The 24,723-nt window shown below is 64.2% G+C and carries 27 protein-coding genes and 1 tRNA gene; 15 read left to right on the top strand and 13 right to left on the bottom strand.

The window, feature by feature from the left end:
• Positions 1-7 precede the first annotated feature (7 nt).
• Entirely contained in the window at positions 8-1,219 is a 1,212-nt protein-coding gene (locus ABJ363_04105; protein ID MEP4378161.1) for a hypothetical protein, read from the top strand.
• Here the strand turns inward: ABJ363_04105 and ABJ363_04100 are convergent.
• Positions 1,216-1,734: a hypothetical protein gene (locus ABJ363_04100; protein ID MEP4378160.1), complete on the bottom strand. Its 519-nt coding sequence runs from the start codon at positions 1,732-1,734 to the stop codon at positions 1,216-1,218. The two genes, ABJ363_04105 and ABJ363_04100, sit on opposite strands and share 4 nt — an antisense overlap.
• A gap of 113 nt (positions 1,735-1,847) precedes the next feature.
• Between ABJ363_04100 and ABJ363_04095 the strand changes: the two genes are divergently transcribed.
• Positions 1,848-2,774 (top strand): ABC transporter substrate-binding protein, encoded by a 927-nt coding sequence (locus ABJ363_04095; protein MEP4378159.1) that lies wholly within the window; start codon positions 1,848-1,850, stop codon positions 2,772-2,774.
• 26 nt (positions 2,775-2,800) lie between these two features.
• Here ABJ363_04095 and ABJ363_04090 read toward each other — a convergent pair whose 3' ends face one another.
• Positions 2,801-3,181 carry a hypothetical protein gene (locus ABJ363_04090; GenBank protein MEP4378158.1) on the bottom strand — a complete coding sequence of 127 codons (381 nt, stop codon included), beginning with the start codon at positions 3,179-3,181 and terminating at the stop codon, positions 2,801-2,803.
• Complete coding sequence (locus ABJ363_04085) at positions 3,178-4,371, bottom strand: acyl-CoA dehydrogenase family protein (GenBank protein ID MEP4378157.1); 1,194 nt, start codon at positions 4,369-4,371, stop codon at positions 3,178-3,180. Before ABJ363_04085 ends, ABJ363_04090 begins: the two co-directional genes overlap by 4 nt.
• Before the next feature lie 129 nt (positions 4,372-4,500).
• On the opposite strand from ABJ363_04085, the gene ABJ363_04080 reads away from it, so the two are divergent.
• The 3 genes from ABJ363_04080 (at position 4,501) to ABJ363_04070 (ending at position 6,662) form a co-directional block, all read left to right on the top strand.
• On the top strand, positions 4,501-5,415 hold the full coding sequence (locus tag ABJ363_04080; protein MEP4378156.1) for a hypothetical protein: 915 nt from the start codon (positions 4,501-4,503) through the stop codon (positions 5,413-5,415).
• A gap of 26 nt (positions 5,416-5,441) precedes the next feature.
• Positions 5,442-5,975, top strand: a complete 534-nt coding sequence (locus tag ABJ363_04075; GenBank protein ID MEP4378155.1) for a DUF1993 domain-containing protein — start codon at positions 5,442-5,444, stop codon at positions 5,973-5,975.
• 138 nt (positions 5,976-6,113) lie between these two features.
• Entirely contained in the window at positions 6,114-6,662 is a 549-nt protein-coding gene (locus ABJ363_04070) for a peroxiredoxin (protein ID MEP4378154.1), read from the top strand.
• A gap of 72 nt (positions 6,663-6,734) precedes the next feature.
• On the opposite strand, the gene ABJ363_04065 is transcribed toward ABJ363_04070, so the two are convergent.
• The 9 genes from ABJ363_04065 to ABJ363_04025 form a co-directional block, all read right to left on the bottom strand.
• The gene (locus ABJ363_04065) at positions 6,735-7,502 is read right to left on the bottom strand and encodes a dienelactone hydrolase family protein (protein MEP4378153.1); all 768 of its coding nucleotides are present in this window, start codon (positions 7,500-7,502) and stop codon (positions 6,735-6,737) included.
• A gap of 40 nt (positions 7,503-7,542) precedes the next feature.
• On the bottom strand, positions 7,543-7,857 hold the full coding sequence (locus tag ABJ363_04060) for a hypothetical protein (GenBank protein ID MEP4378152.1): 315 nt from the start codon (positions 7,855-7,857) through the stop codon (positions 7,543-7,545).
• A 96-nt stretch (positions 7,858-7,953) separates the two neighbouring features.
• Complete coding sequence (locus tag ABJ363_04055) at positions 7,954-8,967, bottom strand: Gfo/Idh/MocA family oxidoreductase (GenBank protein ID MEP4378151.1); 1,014 nt, start codon at positions 8,965-8,967, stop codon at positions 7,954-7,956.
• Positions 8,964-10,475 (bottom strand): tripartite tricarboxylate transporter permease, encoded by a 1,512-nt coding sequence (locus tag ABJ363_04050; protein ID MEP4378150.1) that lies wholly within the window; start codon positions 10,473-10,475, stop codon positions 8,964-8,966. The genes ABJ363_04055 and ABJ363_04050 overlap by 4 nt, the downstream gene beginning before the upstream one ends.
• 13 nt (positions 10,476-10,488) lie before the next feature.
• Positions 10,489-10,947: a tripartite tricarboxylate transporter TctB family protein gene (locus ABJ363_04045; protein MEP4378149.1), complete on the bottom strand. Its 459-nt coding sequence runs from the start codon at positions 10,945-10,947 to the stop codon at positions 10,489-10,491.
• Between the two features lie 110 nt (positions 10,948-11,057).
• Positions 11,058-12,017, bottom strand: a complete 960-nt coding sequence (locus tag ABJ363_04040) for a tripartite tricarboxylate transporter substrate binding protein (GenBank protein MEP4378148.1) — start codon at positions 12,015-12,017, stop codon at positions 11,058-11,060.
• Positions 12,018-12,062: 45 nt separating this feature from the next.
• Positions 12,063-12,500 (bottom strand): heme-binding protein, encoded by a 438-nt coding sequence (locus ABJ363_04035; protein MEP4378147.1) that lies wholly within the window; start codon positions 12,498-12,500, stop codon positions 12,063-12,065.
• Between the two features lie 207 nt (positions 12,501-12,707).
• Entirely contained in the window at positions 12,708-13,457 is a 750-nt protein-coding gene (locus ABJ363_04030) for an alpha/beta fold hydrolase (GenBank protein ID MEP4378146.1), read from the bottom strand.
• Between the two features lie 156 nt (positions 13,458-13,613).
• Positions 13,614-13,688, bottom strand: a tRNA-Gly gene (locus ABJ363_04025).
• Positions 13,689-13,812: 124 nt separating this feature from the next.
• Here ABJ363_04025 and ABJ363_04020 point away from each other — a divergent pair.
• The 5 genes from ABJ363_04020 to ABJ363_04000 all read left to right on the top strand — a co-directional run bounded on the left by ABJ363_04020 (position 13,813) and on the right by ABJ363_04000 (position 16,696).
• Positions 13,813-14,316, top strand: coding sequence for a prolyl-tRNA synthetase associated domain-containing protein (locus tag ABJ363_04020; GenBank protein ID MEP4378145.1), 504 nt, complete (start codon positions 13,813-13,815; stop codon positions 14,314-14,316).
• Between the two features lie 116 nt (positions 14,317-14,432).
• Entirely contained in the window at positions 14,433-15,404 is a 972-nt protein-coding gene (gene trxA / locus ABJ363_04015) for a thioredoxin (GenBank protein MEP4378144.1), read from the top strand.
• A 10-nt stretch (positions 15,405-15,414) separates the two neighbouring features.
• A complete protein-coding gene (locus tag ABJ363_04010; GenBank protein MEP4378143.1) occupies positions 15,415-16,104 on the top strand; it encodes an LON peptidase substrate-binding domain-containing protein in 690 nt (229 codons plus the stop codon).
• Between the two features lie 9 nt (positions 16,105-16,113).
• Positions 16,114-16,320 (top strand): Trm112 family protein, encoded by a 207-nt coding sequence (locus tag ABJ363_04005; GenBank protein MEP4378142.1) that lies wholly within the window; start codon positions 16,114-16,116, stop codon positions 16,318-16,320.
• Between the two features lie 16 nt (positions 16,321-16,336).
• On the top strand, positions 16,337-16,696 hold the full coding sequence (locus ABJ363_04000; GenBank protein MEP4378141.1) for a DUF971 domain-containing protein: 360 nt from the start codon (positions 16,337-16,339) through the stop codon (positions 16,694-16,696).
• Between the two features lie 6 nt (positions 16,697-16,702).
• Here ABJ363_04000 and ABJ363_03995 read toward each other — a convergent pair whose 3' ends face one another.
• Positions 16,703-17,959 carry a UbiH/UbiF/VisC/COQ6 family ubiquinone biosynthesis hydroxylase gene (locus ABJ363_03995; protein MEP4378140.1) on the bottom strand — a complete coding sequence of 419 codons (1,257 nt, stop codon included), beginning with the start codon at positions 17,957-17,959 and terminating at the stop codon, positions 16,703-16,705.
• A 284-nt stretch (positions 17,960-18,243) separates the two neighbouring features.
• Here ABJ363_03995 and ABJ363_03990 point away from each other — a divergent pair, with 284 nt between their 5' ends.
• The 5 genes from ABJ363_03990 (at position 18,244) to ABJ363_03970 (ending at position 24,707) form a co-directional block, all read left to right on the top strand.
• On the top strand, positions 18,244-18,582 hold the full coding sequence (locus ABJ363_03990) for a P-II family nitrogen regulator (protein ID MEP4378139.1): 339 nt from the start codon (positions 18,244-18,246) through the stop codon (positions 18,580-18,582).
• A 20-nt stretch (positions 18,583-18,602) separates the two neighbouring features.
• Positions 18,603-19,958, top strand: a complete 1,356-nt coding sequence (gene amt, locus ABJ363_03985) for an ammonium transporter (GenBank protein ID MEP4378138.1) — start codon at positions 18,603-18,605, stop codon at positions 19,956-19,958.
• 282 nt (positions 19,959-20,240) lie between these two features.
• Positions 20,241-21,476: an aminotransferase class I/II-fold pyridoxal phosphate-dependent enzyme gene (locus ABJ363_03980; GenBank protein ID MEP4378137.1), complete on the top strand. Its 1,236-nt coding sequence runs from the start codon at positions 20,241-20,243 to the stop codon at positions 21,474-21,476.
• Positions 21,477-21,511: 35 nt separating this feature from the next.
• Positions 21,512-23,974 (top strand): DNA translocase FtsK 4TM domain-containing protein, encoded by a 2,463-nt coding sequence (locus tag ABJ363_03975; protein MEP4378136.1) that lies wholly within the window; start codon positions 21,512-21,514, stop codon positions 23,972-23,974.
• A gap of 70 nt (positions 23,975-24,044) precedes the next feature.
• Positions 24,045-24,707, top strand: coding sequence for an outer membrane lipoprotein carrier protein LolA (locus ABJ363_03970; protein MEP4378135.1), 663 nt, complete (start codon positions 24,045-24,047; stop codon positions 24,705-24,707).
• Positions 24,708-24,723: the final 16 nt, after the last annotated feature.

Below are 24,723 nucleotides of genomic sequence, written 5' to 3'. Positions count from 1 at the left end.
AATCACGATGGCTGGTCCAGAAATCAAAAATATGACACTGCTGTCCCAGGACACGCTCGTCGGGCATGGCGGCATGGGCGAAGGCATGGCCATGCAAGTCGCACCGGACGGTCGCCGCATCATGTGGCTGGCCCATGAATCCGGGCCGAAGAACTTCACCGGCGTCGACGTCTCCGACCCCCGCAAGCCCAAGGTTGTCATCCAGACCGAACTGCCAATCGTCAACATGCGTTCGAACTCGCTGGAAGTGACCGGCGATATCATGGCCGTCGCCTACCAGACGCCCGGCGTGAACGAGCAGAAGGTCGGCGTCGAGCTGTTTGATCTATCGACCCCGGAGGACCCCAAATCGATCTCCTTCTTCGATTGCTCGGGTCCCCACTCGCGCGGCGTCCATCAGCTTTGGTTCGCCGACGGCGAATATGTCCATTTCGCGGGCGGCTCGGACGATTTCGTGCCCACCCACCCCAAGGACGACCAGTTCTACCGCTGCATCGATGTGCGCAACCCGTCGAAACCGAGCGAAATCGGTCGTTGGTGGTATCCCGGCACCCGCGAGGGCGACAACGTGCCGCCGCCGCCGCGCCACCCGACGTTCGATTCCGGCTTCCGCGCCCACAACACCAACGTCTATCCCCAGCGCCCCGACCGCATGTATCTCGGCTATCTCGATGGCGGCACCTTCATCATGGACATCTCCGACAAATCGGACCCCAAGGTGATCGGCGATTGGAACCCCAGTCCGCCCTATAACGGGTTTGCCCACACGGTGCTGCCCTTGTTCAGCAAGGACATCCTGATCGTCACGGACGAAAGCATCCGGGACGACGCCATGGACTGGCCGAAACTGGCCTGGGTCGTCGACGCGCGCGTGGAAGACAATCTCGTGCCGATCGGTACCCTGCCGATGCCGCCGCTGGACGATTTCCGCAATCGAGGCGGTCGATTCGGGGCGCATAACCTGCATGAAAACCGGCCCGGCCCGTCCTTCCAGTCCGACGATCTGATCTTCGGCACCTTCTTCAACGGGGGCCTGCGGGTGTTCGATCTCAAGGACCCGCTGCAGCCCAAGGAAGTGGCGTATTTCGTGCCGCCGAAGCCAGACAATTCACCGGTCGCGACGGCCCAGATCAACGATGTCTATGTCGATGAGAACCGCATCGTCTATTGCGTAGATCGCCATGCGGGCGGGCTCTACTGCCTGTCCCTGGACATCTAGCCTAGCAGCCCGGCGAGCGGCCGCCGCACGAACGGATGGTGCGGGGCCGCGACGCCGGTCAGATAATCCAGCAGGCGAGGGTCGATCCCCTCGCCGGGCTGGGCAACCAGCGGCCCGTCGTCGAGCCAGAACAGTATCGTCGCGCTGACCGTCTGGCCGTCGTCTTCAAAATTCGCCCGGATCAGCGGCCGATAGGCGCCGTAGCACCAGTTGCGATAGCCGTTCTCCACCGCCTCCATGCCACCGGGCACAGGCAATTCGTCGCGCGCGGCATCCGCTCGGGCGATCACCGCATCGAAATAGGCGTTGAGCCAGCGCCGCGATGCGATATCGAACACATCGACCAAGCTGACGCTGAGCTCACGCAGGAACGCCAGACATTCGTCGGGGGCCGCGACGGTTTCCGGCACGGGCGATTTGAACAACGGATAATTGCCGTCGGACAGGCGGAGCGCGCGGCCCGGCAGGACCGTGATCTGGTGCCGCCCGGCATAGGTAATGGTGGTGGTTGTCATGACAGCGCGAACAAAGCGCTTTTTTCGCGCGCACACAAACAGGAAAATGAGCGGCTCCGGCATTGCGCGAAATAGCCTGGGGCGACAAGGGTCACAAACGGGGGAACAAGACCATGCGAACGCTGACCATCAACGTGTTCCCGGGGGCCATCAATATCCCTCTGTGGGCCGGGCTCAAGCAGGGTTTCTTCGCCCGGCGCGAACTCGATCTGGAGATCATCTTCACGCCGAACTCGGTCGAGCAGCTGACCGGGATCGCGGCGGGCGAGTTCGACATCATGCTCACGGCGATCGACAACATCATCGCCTACAAGGAGAGCCAGGGAGAGGTTCCCGCCGACGGCGACACCGACCTGTTCGCCTTCATGGGGTCCGACGACGCGTTCCTGCGTTTCGTCGTCCAGGAAGACATAAAGTCCTTCACCGACCTGCCGGGCAAGATCCTGACCGCTGACGCGCTCACCACCGGCTTCGCCTTCGTGCTCCGGCGCATGCTGGCGCTGAACGGTATCGACGAGAACGCGATCGAGTGGATGTCCACCGGCGGCGTCCTGCAACGCTGGCAGGCGATGATGGAACACCCCGAACAGAAGGGCACGCTGCAGGTGACCCCGTTCGAAATCATGGGCGCTTCGAAGGGCCACCATGTGCTCGCCCGTGCGGCCGATGTGCTGGAGTCCTATCAGGGGATCGTCGGCGGGACCCGCGTCGCCTGGGCGCGTGAGAACGCCGACGACCTGTCCGGCTTCATCGCCGGGTGGCTCGAGGCCGTGAACTGGCTCTATGACCCCGCCAACCGCGAGACCGCCCTCGACATCATCGCCGAAAACATGCCCCAGATGCCGCGCGGGGTCGCGGCGGGGGCGTGCGACGTGTTCTTCGATGCCGATACCGGCATACGCCGCGACGGCATGTTCGACTTGCCCGGTATCGCCACGGTGCTCGACCTGCGGCGCGAGTTCGGTCCCGCGCCCGACGATCTTCACGGACCCGCGCATTACATCGACACGACATATCTTAAGGCGGCAAAAGACCGCTAGCGAGCACCGCCGAAGCAAGACGTGCGTCAGATCAGCAGCAACAGCGCGCCGATGACGGCGATATTCGAGAACAGGAAGGACAGGTGCAGGTGACGGCGCAGCGGGTCGCCCACCGTCCAGAAGCGATGGAAGATGGCGCTCGCCAGCACCGTGAAGACAATTAGCAGAGCCGCCCCGAGGCTCGCCTGCCAGTCGAGCGCGACCATCACGCCGCCCGCGGCCTGCAGCGCGAAACCCGCCCACAGGGTCGCGCGCGGCAGCGGAATCTTCATCGCCGCCATCCGGTCCACATGCTGTTGCTCCTTCGTCGCGGCGTTGACCACCAGCGGCCCCAGAAACAGCGTCGCGATCATCAGCTGCCCGACGATTTCAAGCGGCGGGCGGCCCTCGTAGAACATCGCGGTCATCTCAGATGGGTCGTCGGCTCGAGGCCCAGCGCCACCCGCCCGTAGGTGGTCGCGGCGACATCCCAGTTCAGGGCGAAATGTCCGCTCATGGCGTGCATGTCCCGGAACTTTCGCTGCAGGGCATTGTCGAGGAATATCCCCTGGCCGCCCAGGGTGGTAAAGAGGCGATCTACGGCCGCCCGACACTCGCGCACCAGATAGGCCTGATCGCGACGATTGCGCACCCGTTCCAGGTCGCCCAGCTCGCGGCCGGCATGCATCGCCGCCATCGCCTCGCCGGTATCGCGCTGCATCAACAGCCGCGCCGCATCGATCTGCGCCGCCGCCTCCGCGATATGCACCTGCAGCGTCTGATGTTCGGCGACCCGCACCCCGCGCGAGCGACGGCCCGCCATCTGTTCGACCACGGCGTCCAGCAGGCTTTCCGCGATGCCCAGAGCCGGGACAGCCAGCATGAACGGCACACAAGGCGGATGGGGCAGCCGGTAGAGCGCCGGTACATCTGACAGCCCCCGCGCCGCGGCCCGCTCGGCACCGCCCGCGCCCGCCATCCGAAACGGCAACGCGCGATAGTCGGGCACGAAGGCGGTCTCGACATGCAAGTTCTTGCTGCCGGTTCCGGCCAGCCCCATGACATACCAGTTGTCTTCGATGGAAACGTCGGCGCGCGATACGATGCAGTAGTTCGGTTCGATCGCGCCGTCCGGGCCGGTCGGCAACAGACTGCCCAGAATCAGCCAATCGGCATGATCGCAGCCGCTCGACCACTCCCAACTGCCCGAGATTCGCCAGCCGCCCTCGACCTGTTCGTGGTCTCGCCCCGGGGTGAAACCGGCGGAGACGAGGGCTTCGGGGTTCTCTCCCCAGACATCGTCGGCCGCGCGCGGGTCGAACATGCCGATCAGAATCTGGTGGTCCGTGTAGACACCCGTCACCCAGCCCGTGGAGCTACAGCCCCGCGCCAGGGTGGCAACGATGTCGCAGGCCTCGTCGAGCGACGCCTCCGCCCCGCCGAAGCGTGCGGGTTGGCAAATCCGGTGAAGCCCCGCTTCCTTGAGTTCCGCGATCGTCTCATCGGGCAGGCGGCGCAGGGTCTCCGTCGCCGGGGCCCGGGCCGCAAGTACAGGCTCAAATGCGGCGGCACGTGACTTAAGGTCTGTTATGGCCGTCGTGGCGATGGTGTCCGGCATGCGTTGTCCTGTCCCCGATTGTCCCCAGTGAATGCTGCGTGGCAAGTCCGGTCAAGGGGCATGAGTCATGTCGATTGGTGCGCCCGTCCGGTTGAACTAGACTGGCAGACACAACATGGGAGGCGGATCATGGACGGCACGGTCAACAGCACGGATCAGGCAGAGAGTGTCGAGGCGCGGGCGCGCTACTACAGCCCGGCGAACATCTTCAAGGTCGAACGGCCCCCCATACCGCAAATGGCGTTTGTCACCCAACGCGACCGGGCCATGGCACCCGACACACCAACCGGCTGGATTCCGCTCGATATCGGAGAGCAGATCGGTCTCGACGAGCCCGCGACCACGCCGCTCATGCTGGCCCGCTATGCCCGCATCACGCCGGGCGAGACCCTGACCGGCGCTTTCCACGCAAGCGGCGAGTTTTATTACGTGATTTCCGGTGACGGCCGGGCCTCGAAGGGCAATGAAAGTTTCGCCTGGCAATCCGGTGACGTATTCACATTGCCCGGTGGCGGCCAGACCCGCCTCGACGGCGGTGCCGAGGGCGCGGTCCTGCTCCTGGTCACCAACGAACCCGAACTGGCCTTTCATGGTCTCGAGGCACCCACCCCGGATGCCGCCCCCACCCGGGCCGTACGCTATCCCATGGCCGAGATCATGGCCGAGATGGGCCGGGTCCGGTCCGACCAGTCCGCCGACCCCAACGCATCCGGGCGCGCGCTACACCTGACCAGCGAGCGCAACGGCAACGCCGACGCGGCACACCCGTCCATCAAGCTCGCCATGAACACGCTCGACCCACATTCCGTCCAGCGGCCCCACCGGCACAATTCGGTCGCACTCACCCTGCCGATCGCGGCGGACAATGTGTATTCGGTCATCGAGGGGAACCGGCTGGACTGGCACCCCCATGCGCTCATGATCACGCCGCCCGCCGAACTGCACGAGCATCACAATGAGGGTGACACGGCGATGCTCAGCCTCGTCATTCAGGATGGCGGGCTCTATTTTCGCTGCCGCACCATCGGCTTCAGCTTCGACTAAACCCGCTTATCACAGGAACACAGAACATGACCCTATCGCTGCACCGGATCACCGTTCCGGTCTACGACCAGATGCTCACCAACCTCGACTTCGTCCTCGACCGGGGCGCGGATTTTGCGGCGGAAAAGGGGCTCGAGGAGGGTGAACTCCTGGAGCGTCGTTGCGCGCCCGACATGTTCACGCTTGGTCATCAAGTCGATCGGGCCTGTTTCCACGCCCGCCAGACCATCGCCACGCTCGCGGATATCCCCGCGCCGGCCCTGCCCGAGGCGCTGGCGGTGGATATCTCGGACGCGCGGGCGCGGATCGCCGATACGCTCGATTTCATTCGCGGCGTCGCGCCGGACGCCATCGACGGCGACCCTGCGCGCGAAGTGACGATCACTGTGCGCCTCGGCGACCTGACCTTGCCCGCCATCGACTTCGTCCTGCAGATCGCCCAGGCGCAGGTGTATTTCCATTGCACCACCGCCTACGATCTGCTGCGCGCCGAGGGGGTCCAGATCGGCAAGATCGACTTCCTGGGCAAGGTCATGAAGGACGCTTTTCAGGGCAAGTAACGCCGGATTTCCGGCCCTCGATCAGCGCGTGAGTTTATTTCTCGCGCGCCATTGATTCCGCGCGCTTCGTTATTACATTAGAATTGTTCTAATAAACAACATCGCATCTGAATGATGCTCGAAACGAAAGGACATCCGATGATCGGCAAAACCCTCCCCACCGTGGCCTGGAAAACCCGCGTCCGCGACGATTCCATCGAAGGCCCCAACCCGTTCCGCTGGGACATCCGCGATACGGCGGACTTCTTCAAGGGCAAGCGCGTCGTGCTCTTTTCTCTGCCCGGCGCCTTTACTCCCACCTGCTCGACCTACCAGCTCCCCAACTTCGAGAAGCTGTCCGGCGAGTTCCGCGAGAACGGCATCGACGAGATCTACTGCCTGTCGGTCAACGACGCCTTTGTCATGAATGCCTGGGGCAAGCAGCAGGGCCTCGAGAACGTCAAGCTGATCCCGGACGGATCGGGCGAGTTCACCCGCAAGATGGGAATGCTCGTGAGCAAGGACAATCTCGGCTTCGGCATGCGTTCCTGGCGTTACGCCGCGATCGTCAATGACGGTGTGGTCGAGGCCTGGTTCGAGGAGCCCGGATATGGCGACAACGCCGAGGACGACCCTTATGGCGAATCCTCGCCCGAGAATATTCTCGCGGCGCTGAAAGCCGTCAATGCACGCGCCGAGGCCGCCTGATCCGGGTTCGCCCATGCCGAAAACAAACAACCCCGGTCCGTCTCGGGCCAGGGTTGTTCTGTCCCCCTGCGCCTACCGCCCCCGCAGCATCCGGTCATACATCGCGTAGATATGCTCCCAGTCCCGATACGTCGCCTGCTTGTCGTAGGCGTCGCGGTCGGGAATGGCATAGCCGTGTGGCGCACCAGGGTGGATGAACTGGGTGTAGTCGCAATCCTGGCCCACAAACGCCGCCTCGACCGCCGCCACCGTCTCGGCCGGCGCGTAGTGATCCTTCGCGCCGATACCGTTGTAGAACATGCCGCGCACCCGCGGCGCCTCGCTATGGGGTGAATCCCCCTCTTCCACGAACAACCGCGTGCCATGCAGGCACGCGCTGGCCACAAACGTTTCCGGGAACGCGCCGGCGACCCGCAGGACGTGGCGGCCGCCCATGCAGTAGCCGACCGACCCGGCGGGGCCTGGTCGCACGGCGTCCTCACCCGCCAGGAACGCCATCAGCGACCCCGTGTCCGCCACTGCCATCGGATCGCTCACATGGCTCCGATAGGCCAGGATTTTTTCCTGCTCGGCTGCGGGCATATCCTTCAGGGACGTGGTCGTGCCATCCGGGTTCCGATAATCGAAATGCTCGCCGCCCATCCGGTAGTAGATGTTCGGCAGCACCACCGTGTAGCCGACGCAGGCGATCTGCCGGGCGATGTCGCGCAACTGCTCGCGGATACCCCACACGTCCATGTACAGGATGACCGGCGCGAACGGGCCGCCCGCTTCCGGGTGGGTGATGAAGGTTTCCATCACGCCGTCGTCAGTGTGCACATTTACGGTCTTTTCAAGCATCGTCGTCTTCCCCCGTCATCCACGTGCCGGTGATACATGATCACCCGTCATCCGAACCGCCATTATCGCTCAGCATGCCGCGCACATAATTCACCACACCCGCATGGAAGGTATCCGCGCTGCGGCCTTCCTTCTCCAACCGTTCCTCGACCACATCGTCGAGGAAGTCCGCATAGGCCCGGTACCAGCGCTTGCGCGCCCGGCGCATCCCGCGCTCCAGCATGATCTCCAGGCGCACCCGCTCGGCCAGCGCGGCGACCTCATCGACCGACAGGTTCCATGCGCTCGCGCGTGCGGCACGAATAGATTTGAACGCCGCCTCGACCCGCTCTTCGTCAATATGATCCTGCGACATTCCGGTCCACCTTTCTCCAGGCCATTTCCCCCACAGACCCTACAGCCTGCCGCGAATCGGATCGGTGGAAACAGGCGTCCCAACGATAAATCGTGATCAATCGTCCGACGCGAGAATCTCCGCCACCGTCACATGCCGCCCCTCGGCGACCGACTTGATCCCAGCTTTGACCACGGCCAGCGACGTCATGGCGCTCTCGCCGCCGACCTCGGGTGACCCGTCGCCCGCAATGGCGTCGGCCCACTCGATCAATTGCTCTGCGATGGCGTCGTTCTTCTCGACCGCCACAGGCGTCTGGTCCTTGTCACCCTGGCTGAGGGAGCGCAGCCCGTCGAACAGATTGTAGTAGGCGCTCATCTTCTTGCCGTAGATGTTCATCAGGTAATATTCAGACGCCGAGGCGTAGCTGGTCGAAAGCGACGACACTGCCCCGTTTTCATGCTGCATCAGCAGCGTCCCGACGTCCGGATTGTCCCCCGGCAAAACCAGCTGGGCGGCCATGCCCGAAACGGATTCGACCGGACCGAGGAGCATCGTCAGCACGTCCACATAATGCAGCCCGATCTGCAGCATCACGCCGCCCGGCATGCCCTCGGCGGTATAGCGCCAGTGGCCGAGTTCGAACTGGCCGGCCCGGTCACGGCTGATATTCGCCTCCGCCTGCACAAGGGTCCCGAACTCGCCGGCTGCGATACGCTCCTGGATCCACCGGAAATGATTCTCGCGCCGGCGCTGATAACCCACCGACAGAACCACCCCTGCATCCGCGCAGGCCTTGGTGATCTGTCGCGCCTCGCCGATGGTGTTGGCCACCGGTTTGTCGAGGAACACATGCTTGCCCGCCTGAGCCACCGCCGCAGTGGTCTCGAGATGTACATGGTTCGGCGTGGTGTTGATGACCGCGTCGATCGAATCATCGTTCAGGATCTCATCGAGGCTCGCTGCCGCCCCGCAATTATACTTCTCGGAAAACGCCTGACGCTTGTCCTCCGAGCGGGTGAAGCAGGACACGATCTCGACCCGGCCATCGGTGCGGCCGGCCGCATCGGCCAGCACATCGGACCACCAGCCCAGGCCAACGGATGCAACGCGAAGCGGTGAACTACTCATGATGAATTCTCCTTGTTGGATGGTTGCGCCGACATGCGCCGCCGCCGGGCCGACCGAAGCGACCAGATTATGGAAAGCGCCGACAGGCCGAGGAAGGCCACGCTGATCGGCGACGAGAAGAAGATCGCGATGTCGCCCTGGGACGATGTCAGGGCCACCCGCAGGTTTTCCTCCAGCGGCACCCCGAGCACGAGAGCAAGCAGCAACGGCACCACCGGCATGTCGAGCCAGCGCATGGCCAGCCCCACGAAACCGAAGAACAGCATCACATAGACATCGAAGAAATTGTTGCGCAGCGCAAAGGCGCCGATCACACACAGCACCGCCACCGTCGGCATCAGCAGCGCCCGTGGCGTTGCCAGCAGCCTGACAAGCACCCGAAGCGCTGTCAGCGCGATGACGAAGTTGAAGATGTTCGCCCAGAAGAACGAGAAGATCAGCCCGAAGGCGAAGTCGCCCCGCTCGATGAACATCAGCGGACCCGGAGCCAGGCCGTGAATAATCAGCGCGCCGATCAGGATCGCCGTCACCGGATCACCGGGGATGCCCAGAGTCATCATCGGGATGAGCGCGCCGCCGGTGACGGCATTATTCGCTGATTCCGGCGCCGCCACCCCCTCGACCGCGCCGGTGCCGAATTCGTCCCGACGCTTCGAGAAACGCCGTGTATAGTCGTAGCTGATGAAGGCCGCGATAGGCCCGCCCGCGCCCGGCAGGATGCCGAGAAAGGCGCCTGTCAGCGACCCGATCGTGACGGGCAGGCGGATCGCACGCAAATCCGACAGGCGCGGCAGGACGGATTTCAGCTTCGTCTGAACGCGCGCGGCCCCGCCCGATACATCCACCAGATTGCTGACCAGTTGGGGGATCGCGAACAGCCCGATCATCGCCGTCAGAAAGTGAACGCCGCCGATCAGATTGACCTGCCCGAAAGTGAAACGCTGGGAGCCCATCACCGGGTCCTGCCCGATGGTGACAATCGCGAGGCCGATCACACCCGACAGCAGGCCCTTCACCAGGGATTGGGCCGCGAAGCTGCAGATGATCGTGATGCCGAAGAAGATAAGCGCGAACATGTCCTCGGTGCGGAAACTCAGCGCGACGTCGGCCAGCAATGGTGCAATGAACAGCAGACAGAAAAAGCTGACCATGCCGCCGATGAAACTCGCCGTGATGGCGACACCCAGCGCGCGGCCGGCCTCGCCGCGCGCCGACATGGGGTAGCCGTCGAGCGCCGTGGCCGACGCCGACGGCGTCCCGGGAATGTTGAGCAGGACCGCCGAAAAACTCCCGCCGGTCATCCCGCCGACATAGAGGCCCAACAGAAGCGCGATGGAGATGTCCGCCGGCAGCACGAACGTCACCGGCAGCAGGATGATGATGCCGGTGCTGATCGTCATGCCGGGGATCATGCCAACGGTCAGGCCGATAAACACGCCCACCGCCGTCGTCAGCAGGACGAGCGCACCCGATGCCTGGGCGATCCCGGCGAGGACATCCGGACTCATGTTTCAAACCCGATCACGGCACGATCCCCTTCAGCACCCCGGTCGGCAGAAACACGTTGAATCCGTGGCGGAACAGAAAATACAGGAGCGCCGTGGCGATAATCGCGCCGGCGGCAACGCGGAGGGTCCGGGTCTCCCCGAACAGCAGCATCAGGGCCGCGAAGAACGGCGCGGTCGCGAGGATGAAGCCGAGGCCCGGCAGAATTGCCAGGTAGACGACGAAGACCCCCAACGCCCAGCCGGCGCGCCAGCGGCCTTGTACTTGTGCCGGCGCCGGCCCGCCCGTCCCCACCAAACCCTGCACGAGCAGCGCGGCGGACAGGGCGAGGATCACGACGGTGTTGATCCAGGGGAAGAACGGCGGCCCCGGTGTGTCGGGAAGGCTGCGCACCGGCAGTTGCGACGTGAAAACGCCGTAGCCAACGCCGAGCGCAAGCAGAACCAGTGCGGCAAGAATGTTTCGGCGGCGCATGGGACCCGCGCAAAAAATTGGATCGGGGCGCCCGGCAGAAGGCCGGACGTGAAGGCATGGGACCCGCACCCGGGAGGGTGTTCTCCCGGAGCGGGCCCACAAAGATAGGCTTAGTTGGTCTTGAGCAGTCCGGCGCTCGCGAAGATTTCCTTCACCTTCGCATTCTCTTCCGCCAGCAGGACTTCAAACTCCGCATGTCCCAGCGGGGCGACCGTGAAACCCTTGTCCTTGGCAAGCTTCAGGAATGCCGGCGAATTCGCCGCCTTGGACATTGCGTCAGCCAGCTTCGACTTCACGTCGTCGGGCGTGTTTGGCGCGACGGACAGGCCGCGGAACAAGTCGAGCGCGACATCATAGCCCGCTTCCTTGGCTGTCGGGACATCCGGGAATACCGGGCTGCGCTCCGCAGTCGGCATCAGCAGGATCTTGAGTTTTCCCGCATTCGTCAGATTCACGGCGCCGGTCAGCGGCGCGATCATCGCGTCAGCCTCACCGTTCAGGACCGACGTGTTGCGGCCCTTGATGCCCTTGGGCAGATGCACGACCTCGCAGCCCGCCGCGTTCATCAACTGGATCGCGGAGGTATGCGTAGCGCTGCCAGTGCCGGAGTTGGCGACCTTCAACGTGCCTGGGGCTGCCTTACAGTCGGCGACGAACTCGGCGAAGGTATTCCATTTCGCGTCGCCCTTGACAACAAACGGCTGGGGCTGGAACTCGACCCGTCCCACATGGTCCATCGCGTCATAGGCGAAATCCGTGTTGCCAAGATTGGTTGTGGTCAGCACCGAGGTGGAATTCCAGCCGACGGTGTGTCCGTCGGGTTTGGAGTTCTTGATGTAGGTGTAGGTCACAGCACCGCCGCCACCGGGACGGTTCACCGGCGTCACAGGCACCCCGAGGACGGCCGACATCTCCTTGGCGAGCAGCCGCCCCTCGATGTCGGCACCGCCGCCGGCGCCGAAGGGAATGACGAACTCGATCGGACCGTCGGGAAACGCCTGGGCTGGCGTCGCCGCCGCCGCAAGGCCGAGCGCGGCAGCGCCGACCATCATCGTGCGAAACATGTTCATGTTGGAATCCTCCCAGATTCTGTGGTTATTGGATTTACGTCTTGCCTAACTCGAGATACCCACCGCTTCGAGGGCGGCTTGTGCGATATCCGCGTCCTGCTGCCAATCACCTCCGCTCACGCCGATGCCACCGAGGCATTCGCCATCGAGGATAATGGGATAGCCGCCTTCCATGGCCGTCCAGCGTTCGGGGCCGGCGGCCAGGGTCAGGCCGATCGCGTGCAGGGTGTCGAGATCCTGGCCCTGCGCACCCTGGGTGGTCGTGATCCGTTTATTCGAGGACGCGGTGACCGCTTTGGTGGTCGAGGAATGCACCGTATGGAAACGGCCACCATCCATGCGCTCCAGCATCATCGGGTGTCCGCCCGCATCGACGACGACCACCGTCGCCGCGATGCCGAATTCTTCGGCCTTGGCGATAGCGGCAGCCACCATCAGTTTGGCGCCCGCACTGGTCAAGCGTTTGGTATCTGCAAATGACATTTTTGCTCGTCCTCCCAGACGATGCACCGCCGAGGCGGCACATTTATTTCCGGCCGAGTGTTGCACGTTATTGCTTAGGTCTGACGGCCAGACTGAACGCACCGTAGGGGGTCCGGTCGCCACCCGGCAAGGGCCGTATTTCGATTTAATTTTATTCCGGTCTTTCACAATCGCCAGGCGGAACCGATAGCCGAACGCGTCCCGTCGCTACAGCCCGGCAACGTGCGTCCGGACGAATTTGCGCACGCGGTCGATCGTTCGCGCCTTCAGTTCGGGCGGCTCTGCCCATGGAAAGACCGTGATCTCGGCGTTCGGCGCCAGCGAGGCAACATCGACCGATGTCTGAAGCGGGTGGGAGGGCACATCGTCCGGCAGCACCAGAATCGGCGTGGGACAGTCACGGATGTCATCGCGCGCCACGCTGTAGAGAAAGTCCGGGTTCGCCCGGTAAAGACTGTGCAGATACGCGTCGATGATGTCCTGGTCGAGGTCCGGCCGCCGGGCGAGCAGATCGGGCGCCCACACATCCCGGCCTGACCGGTACATCACATCGGGATCATCGGGCCGGTGTCCCACCGTCTGACAGAACACCGCAGTGACGACGCGTTCGGGCGCGCGCTTGAGAAGCGTTCCGGCGAAGCAGCCGCCGATGCAGTAACCCATATAGGCGAATTCGCGGATGCCCAGATGGTCCATCAGCCCGAGCTGATCGTCGGCGAAGGCGCCCCAGGGGTCGTCGATGTCGATCGGCCCCGTGCTCTCGCCGCCATTGGCATTGCGCTGATCCATCGTGATGCAGCGAAAATCATCCTTGAAGGCATCCATCGCGTTGAACACCGCGGTCGGCCAGTTATCGACCCGCGAGTTGAGACCGCCGCCCGGCGTGACCAGCAACGGAAAGCCGCGCCCGGCCTCCTCGTATCGGATGCGAACATCACCCTTCTCGTAAAACGGCATGGCGGCCTCCCTCGCGTACGACAAGTAGTGCACGGACATGGTTCAGTCCCGGCAGCGTAGGGTGTCCGTGCACCGGCAGGCAAGTACCGGCGCGTAGCGATACAGGTGCGCATACAAAAAGGGCCCGGCGGTAATCCGACCGGACCCTTCAAGTATTGGAGCGGGAAACGAGATTCGAACTCGCGACCCTCACGTTGGCAACGTGATGCTCTACCACTGAGCTATTCCCGCAACGAGTTGCCGGACATAACCGCAACCGGCCTTCGATTTCAAGTGCCGATCAACCGGAATCGTTCGATTCCCTCCGCCGGACCACAACTACCCACAAAAGGCCAAACCCGGTATATCCGCGAATATGACCGATCATCACGAAACGGAAGCACCGCTGCGCGCGCGGCTGGATGCGTTGGGCATCGCGGTGGAGATCCACCAGCACCCGCCCCTGCACACGGTGGCCGAATCCCGCGAACTGCGCGGCACCCTGCCCGGCGGCCATATCAAGAACCTGTTTCTGCGCGACAAGAAGCGAAACCAGTGGCTGGTCACGGTCCTGGAAGACGCCACCGTCGACCTCAAGGCACTGCGCCATACGCTGGGCGCCAGCGGCAATCTGAGCTTTGGCAGCGCGGAATTGCTCCAGGCATCGCTCGGTGTCGCGCCCGGTTCCGTCACGCCGTTTGCGGTCATGAACGACACGACAGGCATCGTCACCATGGTGCTCGACCGCGGCATTCTCGATCACGACCCGATCAACGCCCATCCGCTGCACAACGCGGCAACGGCAGCGATCTCGCGCGACGACCTGCTGCATTTCCTGGCGGCATGCGACCACCCGCCGACGATGATCGCCCTCGATTAACGACGAAACAGGCGCCTTTCCGCGTTCCGTCCCGCACTCGGGGCTTGATAGCCGGGCATCGAGGCTCCATCTTCTGCCTCGCACGCAAGAAAACACAAACCAGACAGAGTTACACGATGGACCCGATCCAGATCGACCCCACAGCCGCTCCCGCCGCCCCTGCCGCCCCCGGCGAACTGCCGGCCGCCGGCGGCGCATCCGCGGTGATCATCGACGCGGACCAGAACAGCTTCGTCCGCGACGTGATTCAGGCATCGCGCGAGTTTCCGGTCATTGTCGATTTCTGGGCCACCTGGTGCGGTCCGTGCAAACAGCTCACGCCGCTACTCGAGAAAGTGGTCATGGAGGCCGGGGGTGCTGTGCGCCTGGTCAAGGTCGATGTGGACAAGGCGCCGGACATTTCCGCCCAGCTACAGATCAAGTCGATCCCGACCGTGTACGCCTTCCGTGACGGCCAGCCGGTGGACGGCTTCCAGGGAGCGTTGCCCGAAAGCCAGATCAAGGCCTGGGTCGACCAGCTCGTGAAGGTTCATGGCGGGGCCGGGGCCGCGGGTCCCTCTCCCCTCGACGAAGCGCTCGACGCCGCCGACGCGGCGATGGAGGGCGGCGACATCAGCAACGCCGGCGCGCTTTATGCCCAGATCCTCAACCAGGAGCCGGACAATCTCCGGGCGTTGTCGGGCATGGCCCGGGCCTACGTCAAAGGCGGCGCCATCGACAAGGCCCGCGAACTGATCGACGCGGCAAGCGACGAGGCCCGCGCGAGCGAAGATCTCAAGAGCGTGGTTTCCGCCGTCGAACTGGCCGAGGCGGGGTCCGCCAGCGCAGGCGAGATCGACGCGCTGAAGGCCAAGGTCGAGGCCGACCCGGCCGACCATCAGGCCCGCTTCGACTATGCGGTCGCGGCATTCGCGGCTGGCGACCCGGAAGGCGCCATCGACGCGCTGCTGGAGATCATCCAGCGGGACCGCGCGTGGAACGAAGAGGCGGCGCGCACCGAGTTGCTCAAGATTTTCGAGGCGCTGGGCCCGACCGACACGTTCACCAACGCCGGGCGGCGCAAGCTTTCATCGATCCTTTTTTCGTAGGCCGCGCCACATGACCGACACCCCGCCGGATTCGCCGCCAGATTCGCCAAGGGGTGCGCTTCCCGACGAACTGCCGCTGTTTCCGCTGAACGGGGTCCTGCTGCTGCCGCGCGGCACGCTGCCGCTCAACGTGTTCGAACCGCGCTATCTGGCGATGGTCGATGGGGCCCTCGCGGGCGGGCGAATGATCGGCATCATCCAGCCCGCCGCCGACGGCACACCCGGGCTCAGTGCGCCGGACGGCACCGACCTCTACCGCACCGGATGCGCCGGGCGGATCACGGGTTTCCAGGAGACCGAGGACGGCCGCTACCTCATCGAGTTGCGCGGCATCTGCCGCTTCGACGTCGCCGAGGAACTCGAGCTTCGCGACGGATACCGGCGGATACGCCCGGACTTCACGCCTTATCACCCAGATCTCACGCCCGCCGACGATGCCACGATCGAACGCGACCGACTGCTCAGCGGTCTCAAGGGTTATTTCGAAAAACAGGGCATCGGGGCCGACTGGGAGGCCCTGGTCAAGACACCGGACGAGCGGCTGGTGACGACCCTGTCGATGGTCTGTCCGTTCGACCCGGCCGAGAAACAGGTGCTGCTGGAGGCCGACGATCTGGCCCAGCGGTGCAAACTGCTGATCGGTTTCGTCGAATCCGCCTTGCGTGCCGATAACGACAACGGCAACACTGCGCTGAATTAAGGAGCGTTCATGACTGAGACGAACACGGACACCACCAAGGTCGATCCCAAGCTGCTGGAGATACTCGTCTGCCCGGTCACCAAGGGCCCGCTGGAATATGATGCAAACGCCCAGGAACTGATCAGCAAGCAGGCCGGTCTTGCCTACCCGATCCGCGACGGCATCCCGATCATGCTGGCCGACGAGGCCCGCGAACTCGACGCCGACGGCAAGTAGCGGCGACGGTCTCCCGTTGAGCGACCCCTGGCCCACCGACCTGCACTACAGCAAGGACACCAAGACCCTGACCGTCACCTTCGATGACGGGGTCGAACATGTGCTTCCGGCCGAGTATATGCGTGTCTACAGCCCGTCCGCCGAGGTTCGCGGCCACGGGGCCGACGAACGCCAGATCGTGCCGGGGCGCCGGCATGTCGGAATCATGAAAATCGAGCCGGTCGGCAACTATGCCGTTCGTCTGCATTTCGACGATCTGCATGACACCGGCCTGTTCACCTGGGCCTATCTGCGCGAACTGGGGGACAGCCACACCGAATGGTGGGCGCAATACCTGGCGGACCTGGACACGCGCGGGCTATCCCGCGATCCCTGACCGGCGCTAAAGCGCCTCGCCGCGCACCAGCCTCGGTAGGTCACCGACCACACCCATGGCGTGGCGCATGGAGAATTTCCGCGCCGCCGGGATCGCGTTGACGATCCCCAACCCCAGATCGCGCGCGGCGCGCACCGGCGCGATGTCGTTCGAGAACAGCCGGGTCAGGTTATCGGTCACCACCGCCAGCAGCATGTTGTCGAAGCGCCGCCAGCGCTCGTAATCCGCGAGAATATCCGGGTCGCCGATATCGCGGCCGAGCCGCCGCGCGTCCACGACCACCTCGGCCAGTGCTGCCACATCGCGGATGCCCATGTTCAGGCCCTGGCCGGCGATCGGATGGATCGCATGCGCCGCATCGCCCACCAGCGCCAGGCGTTGATCGGTGTAGCGCGTCGCATGGCTGAGGCCGAGCGGATGCACCCAGCGGGGGCTCGCCAGGGCAATCTCGCCCAGGAACCCCCCGACATGTTCTCCAAGCTGGGCGATGAAAGCGGCGTCATCGAAGTCGCGTATGGCCGGAACCAACTCGTTGGATTCGCTCCACACGATGGAAGCCGCATGGCGCAATTTGCCTGATGCGGTCTCGATCGGCGCGTCCGCATCACGCATCGGCAGGATCGCGAACGGCCCGCCCGGCAGGAAACGCTCATGGGCGATGTTCTGGTGCGGGTGTTCGTGCGCAATCGTACACACGAAGCTCGACTGGTCGTAACGCCATTCGGTGACCGGAATGCGCGCATCGCGCCGCAGGGACGAACCCCGCCCGTCGCAAGCAAAGATCACCCGCGCGCGTATCTCGCGGCCCGTGTCGAGCGCGACCGAAACGCCGCCGGTATTCCGCACAATGGACGCAATGCCGGCCGGCGCGATCAACTCGATACATGCCGCCTGCGCGGCGCTGGCCAGCAGGTAGCTGCGGATATCCCGGTTCTCGAGGATATGCCCCAGCGGATCATCTCCGACCTCCCGGTGATCGAAATGCATGAACATTAGCGCATCGCCATCGCTCACCCGGATCGCTGCGATCGGACAGGATTTCGGCGCAAGCGCGCCCCACATGCCGATCCCGTCAAGCACCGCGGCGCTGCCGGCCGCGATTGCCGTCGTGCGGCCGTCATGGGCAGCATCGGAGAAAGTCTTCGGATCGGCCCGGTCCACGACCGCGACTTCGATGCCCGCGCTCGCCAGCGCATGGGCCAGGGTCAGACCGGCCATCCCGGCACCGACGATCACGGCTTCGACTGTTTGGGTCGTGCTCATGGCGGAAACTTGGCCCGCCCCCAGCACAATGTCTAGACCGCGGGGAGAGCGCGTGATGCGGCGTTTCCGCACAAATTATATGCATAAAAAACAGGCATATCGTTTTCCATGACCATTTTTTATGCGGGCCCGTTCCGTCATGTTCTGCGGCGCGCGCGCTATCTGGTTGAATTGCAACAATGTTTTTTCCCGTCCCGTTTGGCATGGCTCTTGTATTGCATTGCGGTAGAAACCGCGCCCGAATGGTCGGGGGCGGCCATCGGCTCGCGCAGAAGGGGGCTTTCATGAAGTTGGTAATGGCGGTGATCAAGCCGTTCAAACTGGATGAGGTACGCGAGGCACTGACCGAATTAGGGGTTCAGGGCCTGACCGCATCCGAAGTTAAGGGTTACGGACGCCAGAAGGGGCAGACGGAAATCTATCGCGGCGCGGAGTACGCCGTGAGTTTCCTCCCAAAGGTGAAGGTCGAGATCGTCGTCGAGGACGACCAGGTCGATTCCGTGGTTGAAGCAATTTCCAAGGCGGCCAACACCGGTCGCATCGGGGACGGCAAGATCTTCGTCGTCGACGTGCTCAGCGCCATGCGGATTCGCACCGGCGAAACCGGCACCGAAGCGCTCTAGGCAAAGGAGTTATCAAGACAATGTTTCGTTTAACGACCAAAACAGCGGTCGGCATCGGCGCCGCATGCGCCGCGCTCCTGGCCGCCCCGCCGGCCATGGCGGCGGTTGAGGCCGAGACCGGCTATGTATTCAACACCTTCTCGTTCCTGTTTTCGGGCGCGCTGGTCATGTGGATGGCCGCGGGCTTCGCGATGCTGGAATCCGGCCTCGTACGTTCCAAGAACACGGCCACGATCTGTCTCAAGAACATCGCCCTCTATTCGATCGCGGGCATCCTCTACTACCTCGTCGGCTACAATCTCATGTATGTCGATGTCGGCAGTTTCATGGGGTCGATTTCCTTCCTCTACAACCCGTCTGACGCGGAACTGGCGCTTCTCGGCGCCGACGAAGCGACCGACGCCATGGTCGCGGCTGTCGTGGACAACAGCTACTCCGTGGGTTCGGACTGGTTCTTCCAGATGGTCTTCGTCGCCACCGCGGCCTCGATCGTCTCGGGCACCGTGGCCGAGCGCATCAAGCTGTGGCCGTTCCTGATCTTCGTCGTCGTGCTGACCGCGATCATCTACCCGATCCAGGGCTCCTGGACCTGGGGCGGCGGCTGGTTGTCGGAGATGGGCTTCTCGGACTTCGCGGGTTCCACCATCGTCCATTCCGTGGGCGGCTGGGCCGCACTGACCGGTGCCATCATCCTCGGCGCGCGTCGGGGCAAATACGGCCCGAACGGCCAGATAAACCCGATTCCGGGCGCAAATCTGCCGTTGGCAACTCTGGGCACGTTCATCCTCTGGCTCGGCTGGTTCGGCTTCAACGGCGGTTCTCAGCTGGCGCTGGGCTCTGCTGCGGACGCGACCTGGATGGCCATCGTCTTCACCAACACCAATCTCGCTGCCGCGGGCGGTGTGGTGGCCGCGATGCTCATGACCCAGATCATGTACAAGAAGGTCGATCTCACGATGGCGCTCAACGGCGCGATCGCCGGTCTCGTGTCCATCACGGCCGGACCTGACCTGACCAACCACCTGATGTCGATCATCGTCGGCGCCATTGGTGGTGTGCTTGTGGTGATCGCGATCCCGCTGCTCGACAAGATGAAGATCGACGACGTTGTCGGCGCGATCTCGGCCCATCTGGTGGCCGGCATTTGGGGCACGCTCGCCGTGGGCATCTTCGGCGGCGGTGACCTGTTCGTGCAGATCGTCGGCATCCTCGCCATCGGCGTGTTCGTCGTGGTGACGAGCTCGATCGTCTGGCTCGCCCTCAAATACACCATGGGCATCCGGGCCAGCGATGAAGAAGAAGATCTGGGGCTCGATTCGGCCGAACTCGGTCTCGAGGCCTATCCCGAATTCGGACGCGGTTCGCAACGCGCCTGACCGGTCAAACCAAACCTCCCAGGGTCGGGGCTCGGCGGTTCTTCCGCCGGGCCCCTTTTTTGCGCCAAACACACCAAAAAACCGCCTAGAACCATGAAATTAGTGTATTTTTATCACTATCACCACGTAATACGTCACTTTAAGCAAAACGATTCGAACCAGAATCACAGGCCCGACAGGCATTTTTCTTGTGTGATTTATTAGCTTATGGATACAACCTCATGACTTTGGTATACTTTTAATGCTTCCGCTCGTTTCGGGGGCGAAAAACACGCGCCTGGCATGCACAACGACGTACTCGACACACTGACGGATTATCCGTTCGACCGCCTGCGGTCGCTGCTCGGCGACAGCGCGCCACCGGACGGCTGTGCGCCCATACACATGCAGATCGGCGAACCCAAGCACTCGCCACCCGGCTTCATCGCGCCGCTGCTCACGCAAGACATGTCCGAGTGGGGCAAGTACCCGCCGCCCAACGGCCCGGATGATCTCCGGGCCGCCATCGCCGACTGGCTGACCTCCCGCTACGCACTGCCCCCGAGCATGGTCGACCCGGCGCGCCACATCGCCATCGTTTCGGGCACCCGCGAGGCGCTGTTCATGGCCGCCCTGCTGGCGGTGCCGACCGAGAAAAACGGTGCCCGACCTGCGGTGCTGATGCCCAACCCCTTCTATCAGGTCTATGTGGGCGGCGCGGCGCTGGCCGGAGGCGAGGCGGTCTACCTGCCAGCCGGCCCGGAAACCGGCTTCCAGCCTGACTTCGCGGCCGTACCGGACGCCGAACTCGACCGCACGGCGCTCGCCTATCTCAACACACCCGCCAACCCGCAAGGCTCCGTGGCCAGCCTCGAACGCCTGAAAGCCGCGGTCAGCCTGGCCCGGGATCGTGATTTCGTGCTCGCCGTCGACGAGTGCTATTCGGAAATCTATACCGGCGACAAGCCGCCGGGCCTGTTCGACGCATGTCGTGAACTGGGCGGCGCGTCCGGCGACGGTGATCCGCTCAAGAACACCCTCGTTTTCCACAGTTTGAGCAAGCGTTCGAACGTGCCGGGCCTGCGGTCGGGCTTCGTGGCCGGCGATCCCGGGCTGATCCGCCTGCTACTGCGCCTGCGTCAGTATGGCGGGGCCCAGGTGCCCCTTCCCGTCATGAACGCCTCGGCGGCGCTCTGGCGCGACGAGGCCCATGTCGAGGCGAGCCGCGATCTCTACAGGCAGAAATTCGATCTGGCCCTGGACATGCTCGACGGCGCGTTCGGTGCCACCCGGCCCGGCGGGGGCTTCTATCTCTGGCTCGATGTCGGCGACAGTGAGGCGGCGGCGCGCAAGCTCTGGACCGAGGCCGGGCTAAGGGTCCTGCCCGGCGCCTACCTGGCCCGGGACAACGCCGACGGCTCCAATCCGGGTGCGGCCTACATCCGGCTCGCCCTGGTGCACGATCTGGACACGACCCGGGACGCGATGACGCGCCTCCTGGATACACTCGCCAAGCAAAAATCGCCCATACACGCCTGAAATAAAACGAAAAACCCAGCAGAGGGACAAGGAACATGGTGGCAAAAACACATACCGGAACCGGTCGCGGTCTTGCAGCGAGGCTCGCTTTCCTGCCCGAACCCGTGCGCCAGTTCGCGAAACGGCGGATGTTCGAGGTCACCGGCGCCCTTTTCATTGCCGGCGCGGCCGCGCTGTCCATCGCACTTGCCAGCTATGACAGCCTCGACGCCTCCTTCAATAACGCAACCGGCCAGGCCCCGGCCAACCTGCTCGGTCCCGCCGGCGCCACGATCGCCGATATCGCGCTGCAATCCTTCGGCATCGTCGCCATCCTGCCCGTTCTTGCCCTGCTCGCCTGGGGCACCCGGCTGGTCCGTCACCGCGCCGTGCCGCGTTTCGGCTGGCGGGTGCTGGGCGTCCTTCTTGCCATCTGCGCGTTTGCCTTCGCGCTGCACGCCGCGCCAGCCTTCGTTGGCTGGCCGATCCGCGCCGGGCTGGGCGGCACATTCGGGGATCTGACTTTCCCCGGTGCCGCAGTCTGGCTTTCCGGCTTCGGCATTCCCGCGATCGCGGTGGCCGGCGTCGCCACAAGTACGGCGGTCATTCTCACGTTCCTCGCCCTCGGCCTGACCCGCAGCGAATGGCGTGCCATGGGCCTGGGGGCCGCTCACGGCGTACGTTTCGGCGCGCGCGGCGCACGCCTGGGGGCCAGCTGGTCGGCCCGTCACGGCGCGGGCGCCGTGCGTCGCGGATCCGGCGGAGTCAAACATTTCATCGCCGAACGCGGCACGGCGCGCCAGGAACCCTCGCTCGTGCCCGGCAGCACGCCGACGCGCGCACCGTCGGCACCCGAAAACGCGCATAACGACGATGACGCGGTCGTCGCGGAAGAGGCCGCGCGCCATGGCGCGAAACGGGTGGCTGCGCGCGCGCCGAAGCCCAAGGCCGGCAAGCGCGCCGAGGCGGCCAGGCAGCGCAAGCTCGACCTGCCCAACCCCAACGGCGACTATGAATTTCCGCCGCTCGATCTGCTCGAGGAGCCCGACGAGGCGGCCCGCGCCGCCGGACGCGCCAAGGACGATTCACTTGAGGCCAACGCCCGGATGCTCGAATCCGTGCTGCAGGATTTCGGCGTCCATGGCGAGATCGTCCAGGTCCGCCCGGGCCCGGTCGTGACCCTGTATGAGCTCGAGCCCGCGCCGGGCACCAAGACCAGCCGGGTCATCGGCCTGGCCGGCGATATCGCCCGCTCGATGAGCGCGGTGTCGGTCCGAATCGCCGTGGTCCCGGGCCAGAACGTGATCGGCATCGAGCTGCCCAACGTGTCGCGCGAGATGGTCTATCTGCGCGAGCTGCTGGCGTCGCGTACCTTCGAGAAACACAATGCCGGCCTGTCGCTGGCGCTGGGCAAGGACATCGGCGGCGAGCCGGTCATGGTCGATCTGGCCCGCATGCCTCACCTGCTGATCGCCGGCACCACCGGCTCGGGCAAGTCCGTCGGCGTCAACTCGATGATCGCGTCCCTGCTCTACCGCCTGCGGCCCGAGGAATGCCGCTTCATCATGATCGACCCCAAGATGCTGGAGCTGTCGGTCTATGACGGCATCCCGCATCTGATGGCGCCGGTGGTCACCGACCCGAAGAAGGCGGTGGTCGCGCTCAAATGGGTCGTACGCGAGATGGAAACCCGCTACCGCTCCATGTCCAAGCTCGGCGTGCGCAACGTCGCCGGTTACAACCAGCGGGTCGAGGAGGCCCGCAAGAAGGGCGAAATTCTGTCCCGCAAGGTCCAGACCGGCTTCGACGAGGAAACCGGCAAGCCGGTGTTCGAGGAAGAGCCCCTCGATATGTCGCCGCTGCCTTTCATCGTCGTCGTCGTCGACGAGATGGCCGACCTGATGCTGGTCGCCGGCAAGGATGTCGAGGCGGCAATCCAGCGTCTCGCCCAGATGGCGCGTGCCGCGGGAATCCATCTGATTCTGGCCACCCAGCGTCCGTCTGTGGATGTCATTACCGGCACCATCAAGGCCAATCTGCCGACCCGGATTTCGTTCCAGGTCACCACGAAAATCGACAGCCGCACCATTTTGGGCGAGCAGGGCGCCGAGCAATTGCTCGGCCAGGGCGACATGCTCTACATGGCCGGCGGCGGTCGGATCACCCGCGTCCACGGCCCCTTCCTGGCCGACACGGAGGTCGAGGATCTGGTCGCCTTCCTCAAGGCCCAGGGCGAGCCGGAATATATCGACGCCGTCACGGAAGACGAGGGGGCCGCCGACGGCATCCCGGGCTTCGAATCGGCCGAGGGCGAGAGCAGCGGCGATGATCTCTACGATCAGGCCGTGGCGCTTGTGGCCCGGGAACAGAAGGCCTCGACGAGCTTTATCCAGCGACATCTTCGGATCGGCTACAACCGGGCGGCCACCCTCATCGAGCAGCTGGAGAATGACGGCGTGGTCAGCCAGGCCAACCATGTCGGCAAGCGTGAGGTGCTGGTCGGCGACCACAGCCACTGACCGAAAAACTCGGGCGCTGCCACAAAATCGTCACTCGCGCCCGCGCATCGGCACGCCTATTCTGACGCCCATGTTTAACGTGAAATGCACATCCCGCATCGCGACCATATTGTCGGTCCTGCTGGCCGCCATGTGGACGCCGCTCGGGAACGGGTTCGCGGCGGCCGCCGAGGCCATCCCGGCGACCCTGAGCGCGGCCGACCGCGCCGATCTCGCACGCATTGAGGCCTATCTGAATGCGCTCACCACGATGGAGAGCCGGTTCCTGCAATTCTCCGAGGACGGTGTGGCCGAGGGGCGGATCATGCTCGACCGGCCGGGCCGCCTGCGCATCGAATACGCGCCGCCGGTGCCGGTGCTGATGATCGCCAGCAGCCCGCTACTCATGTACCACGACACCAAGCTCAAGCAGACCACCTTCCTGCCGGTGAGCGAGACCCCTGCCGCGCTCCTCATAGATGATGAAATCGCGCTGTCGGGCGAAGTGACCGTGACCCGGTTCGAACGGACCCCCAAGGCCTTCCGCGTCACACTCGAGGAGACCGATTCTCCCGATACCGGGTCTGTCACCCTGATGTTCGAGGATTCCCCACTGCGTCTCGCCAAGTGGCGGGTGGTCGATGCCCAGGGCACGGCGGTCGATGTTTCGTTGCTCGAGCCCAGATTTGGTGTCGCCTTCAAGAACGCCAGCGACCTGTTCTCGACCATCGACCCGAACAACGTTATTGAATAGATTCCCCGCTCGGTTA

The organism is Alphaproteobacteria bacterium (genome assembly GCA_039980135.1).
Classification (GTDB): domain Bacteria; phylum Pseudomonadota; class Alphaproteobacteria; order UBA6615; family UBA6615; genus UBA8079.
This window is presented reverse-complemented; position numbering and strand designations above follow the sequence as displayed.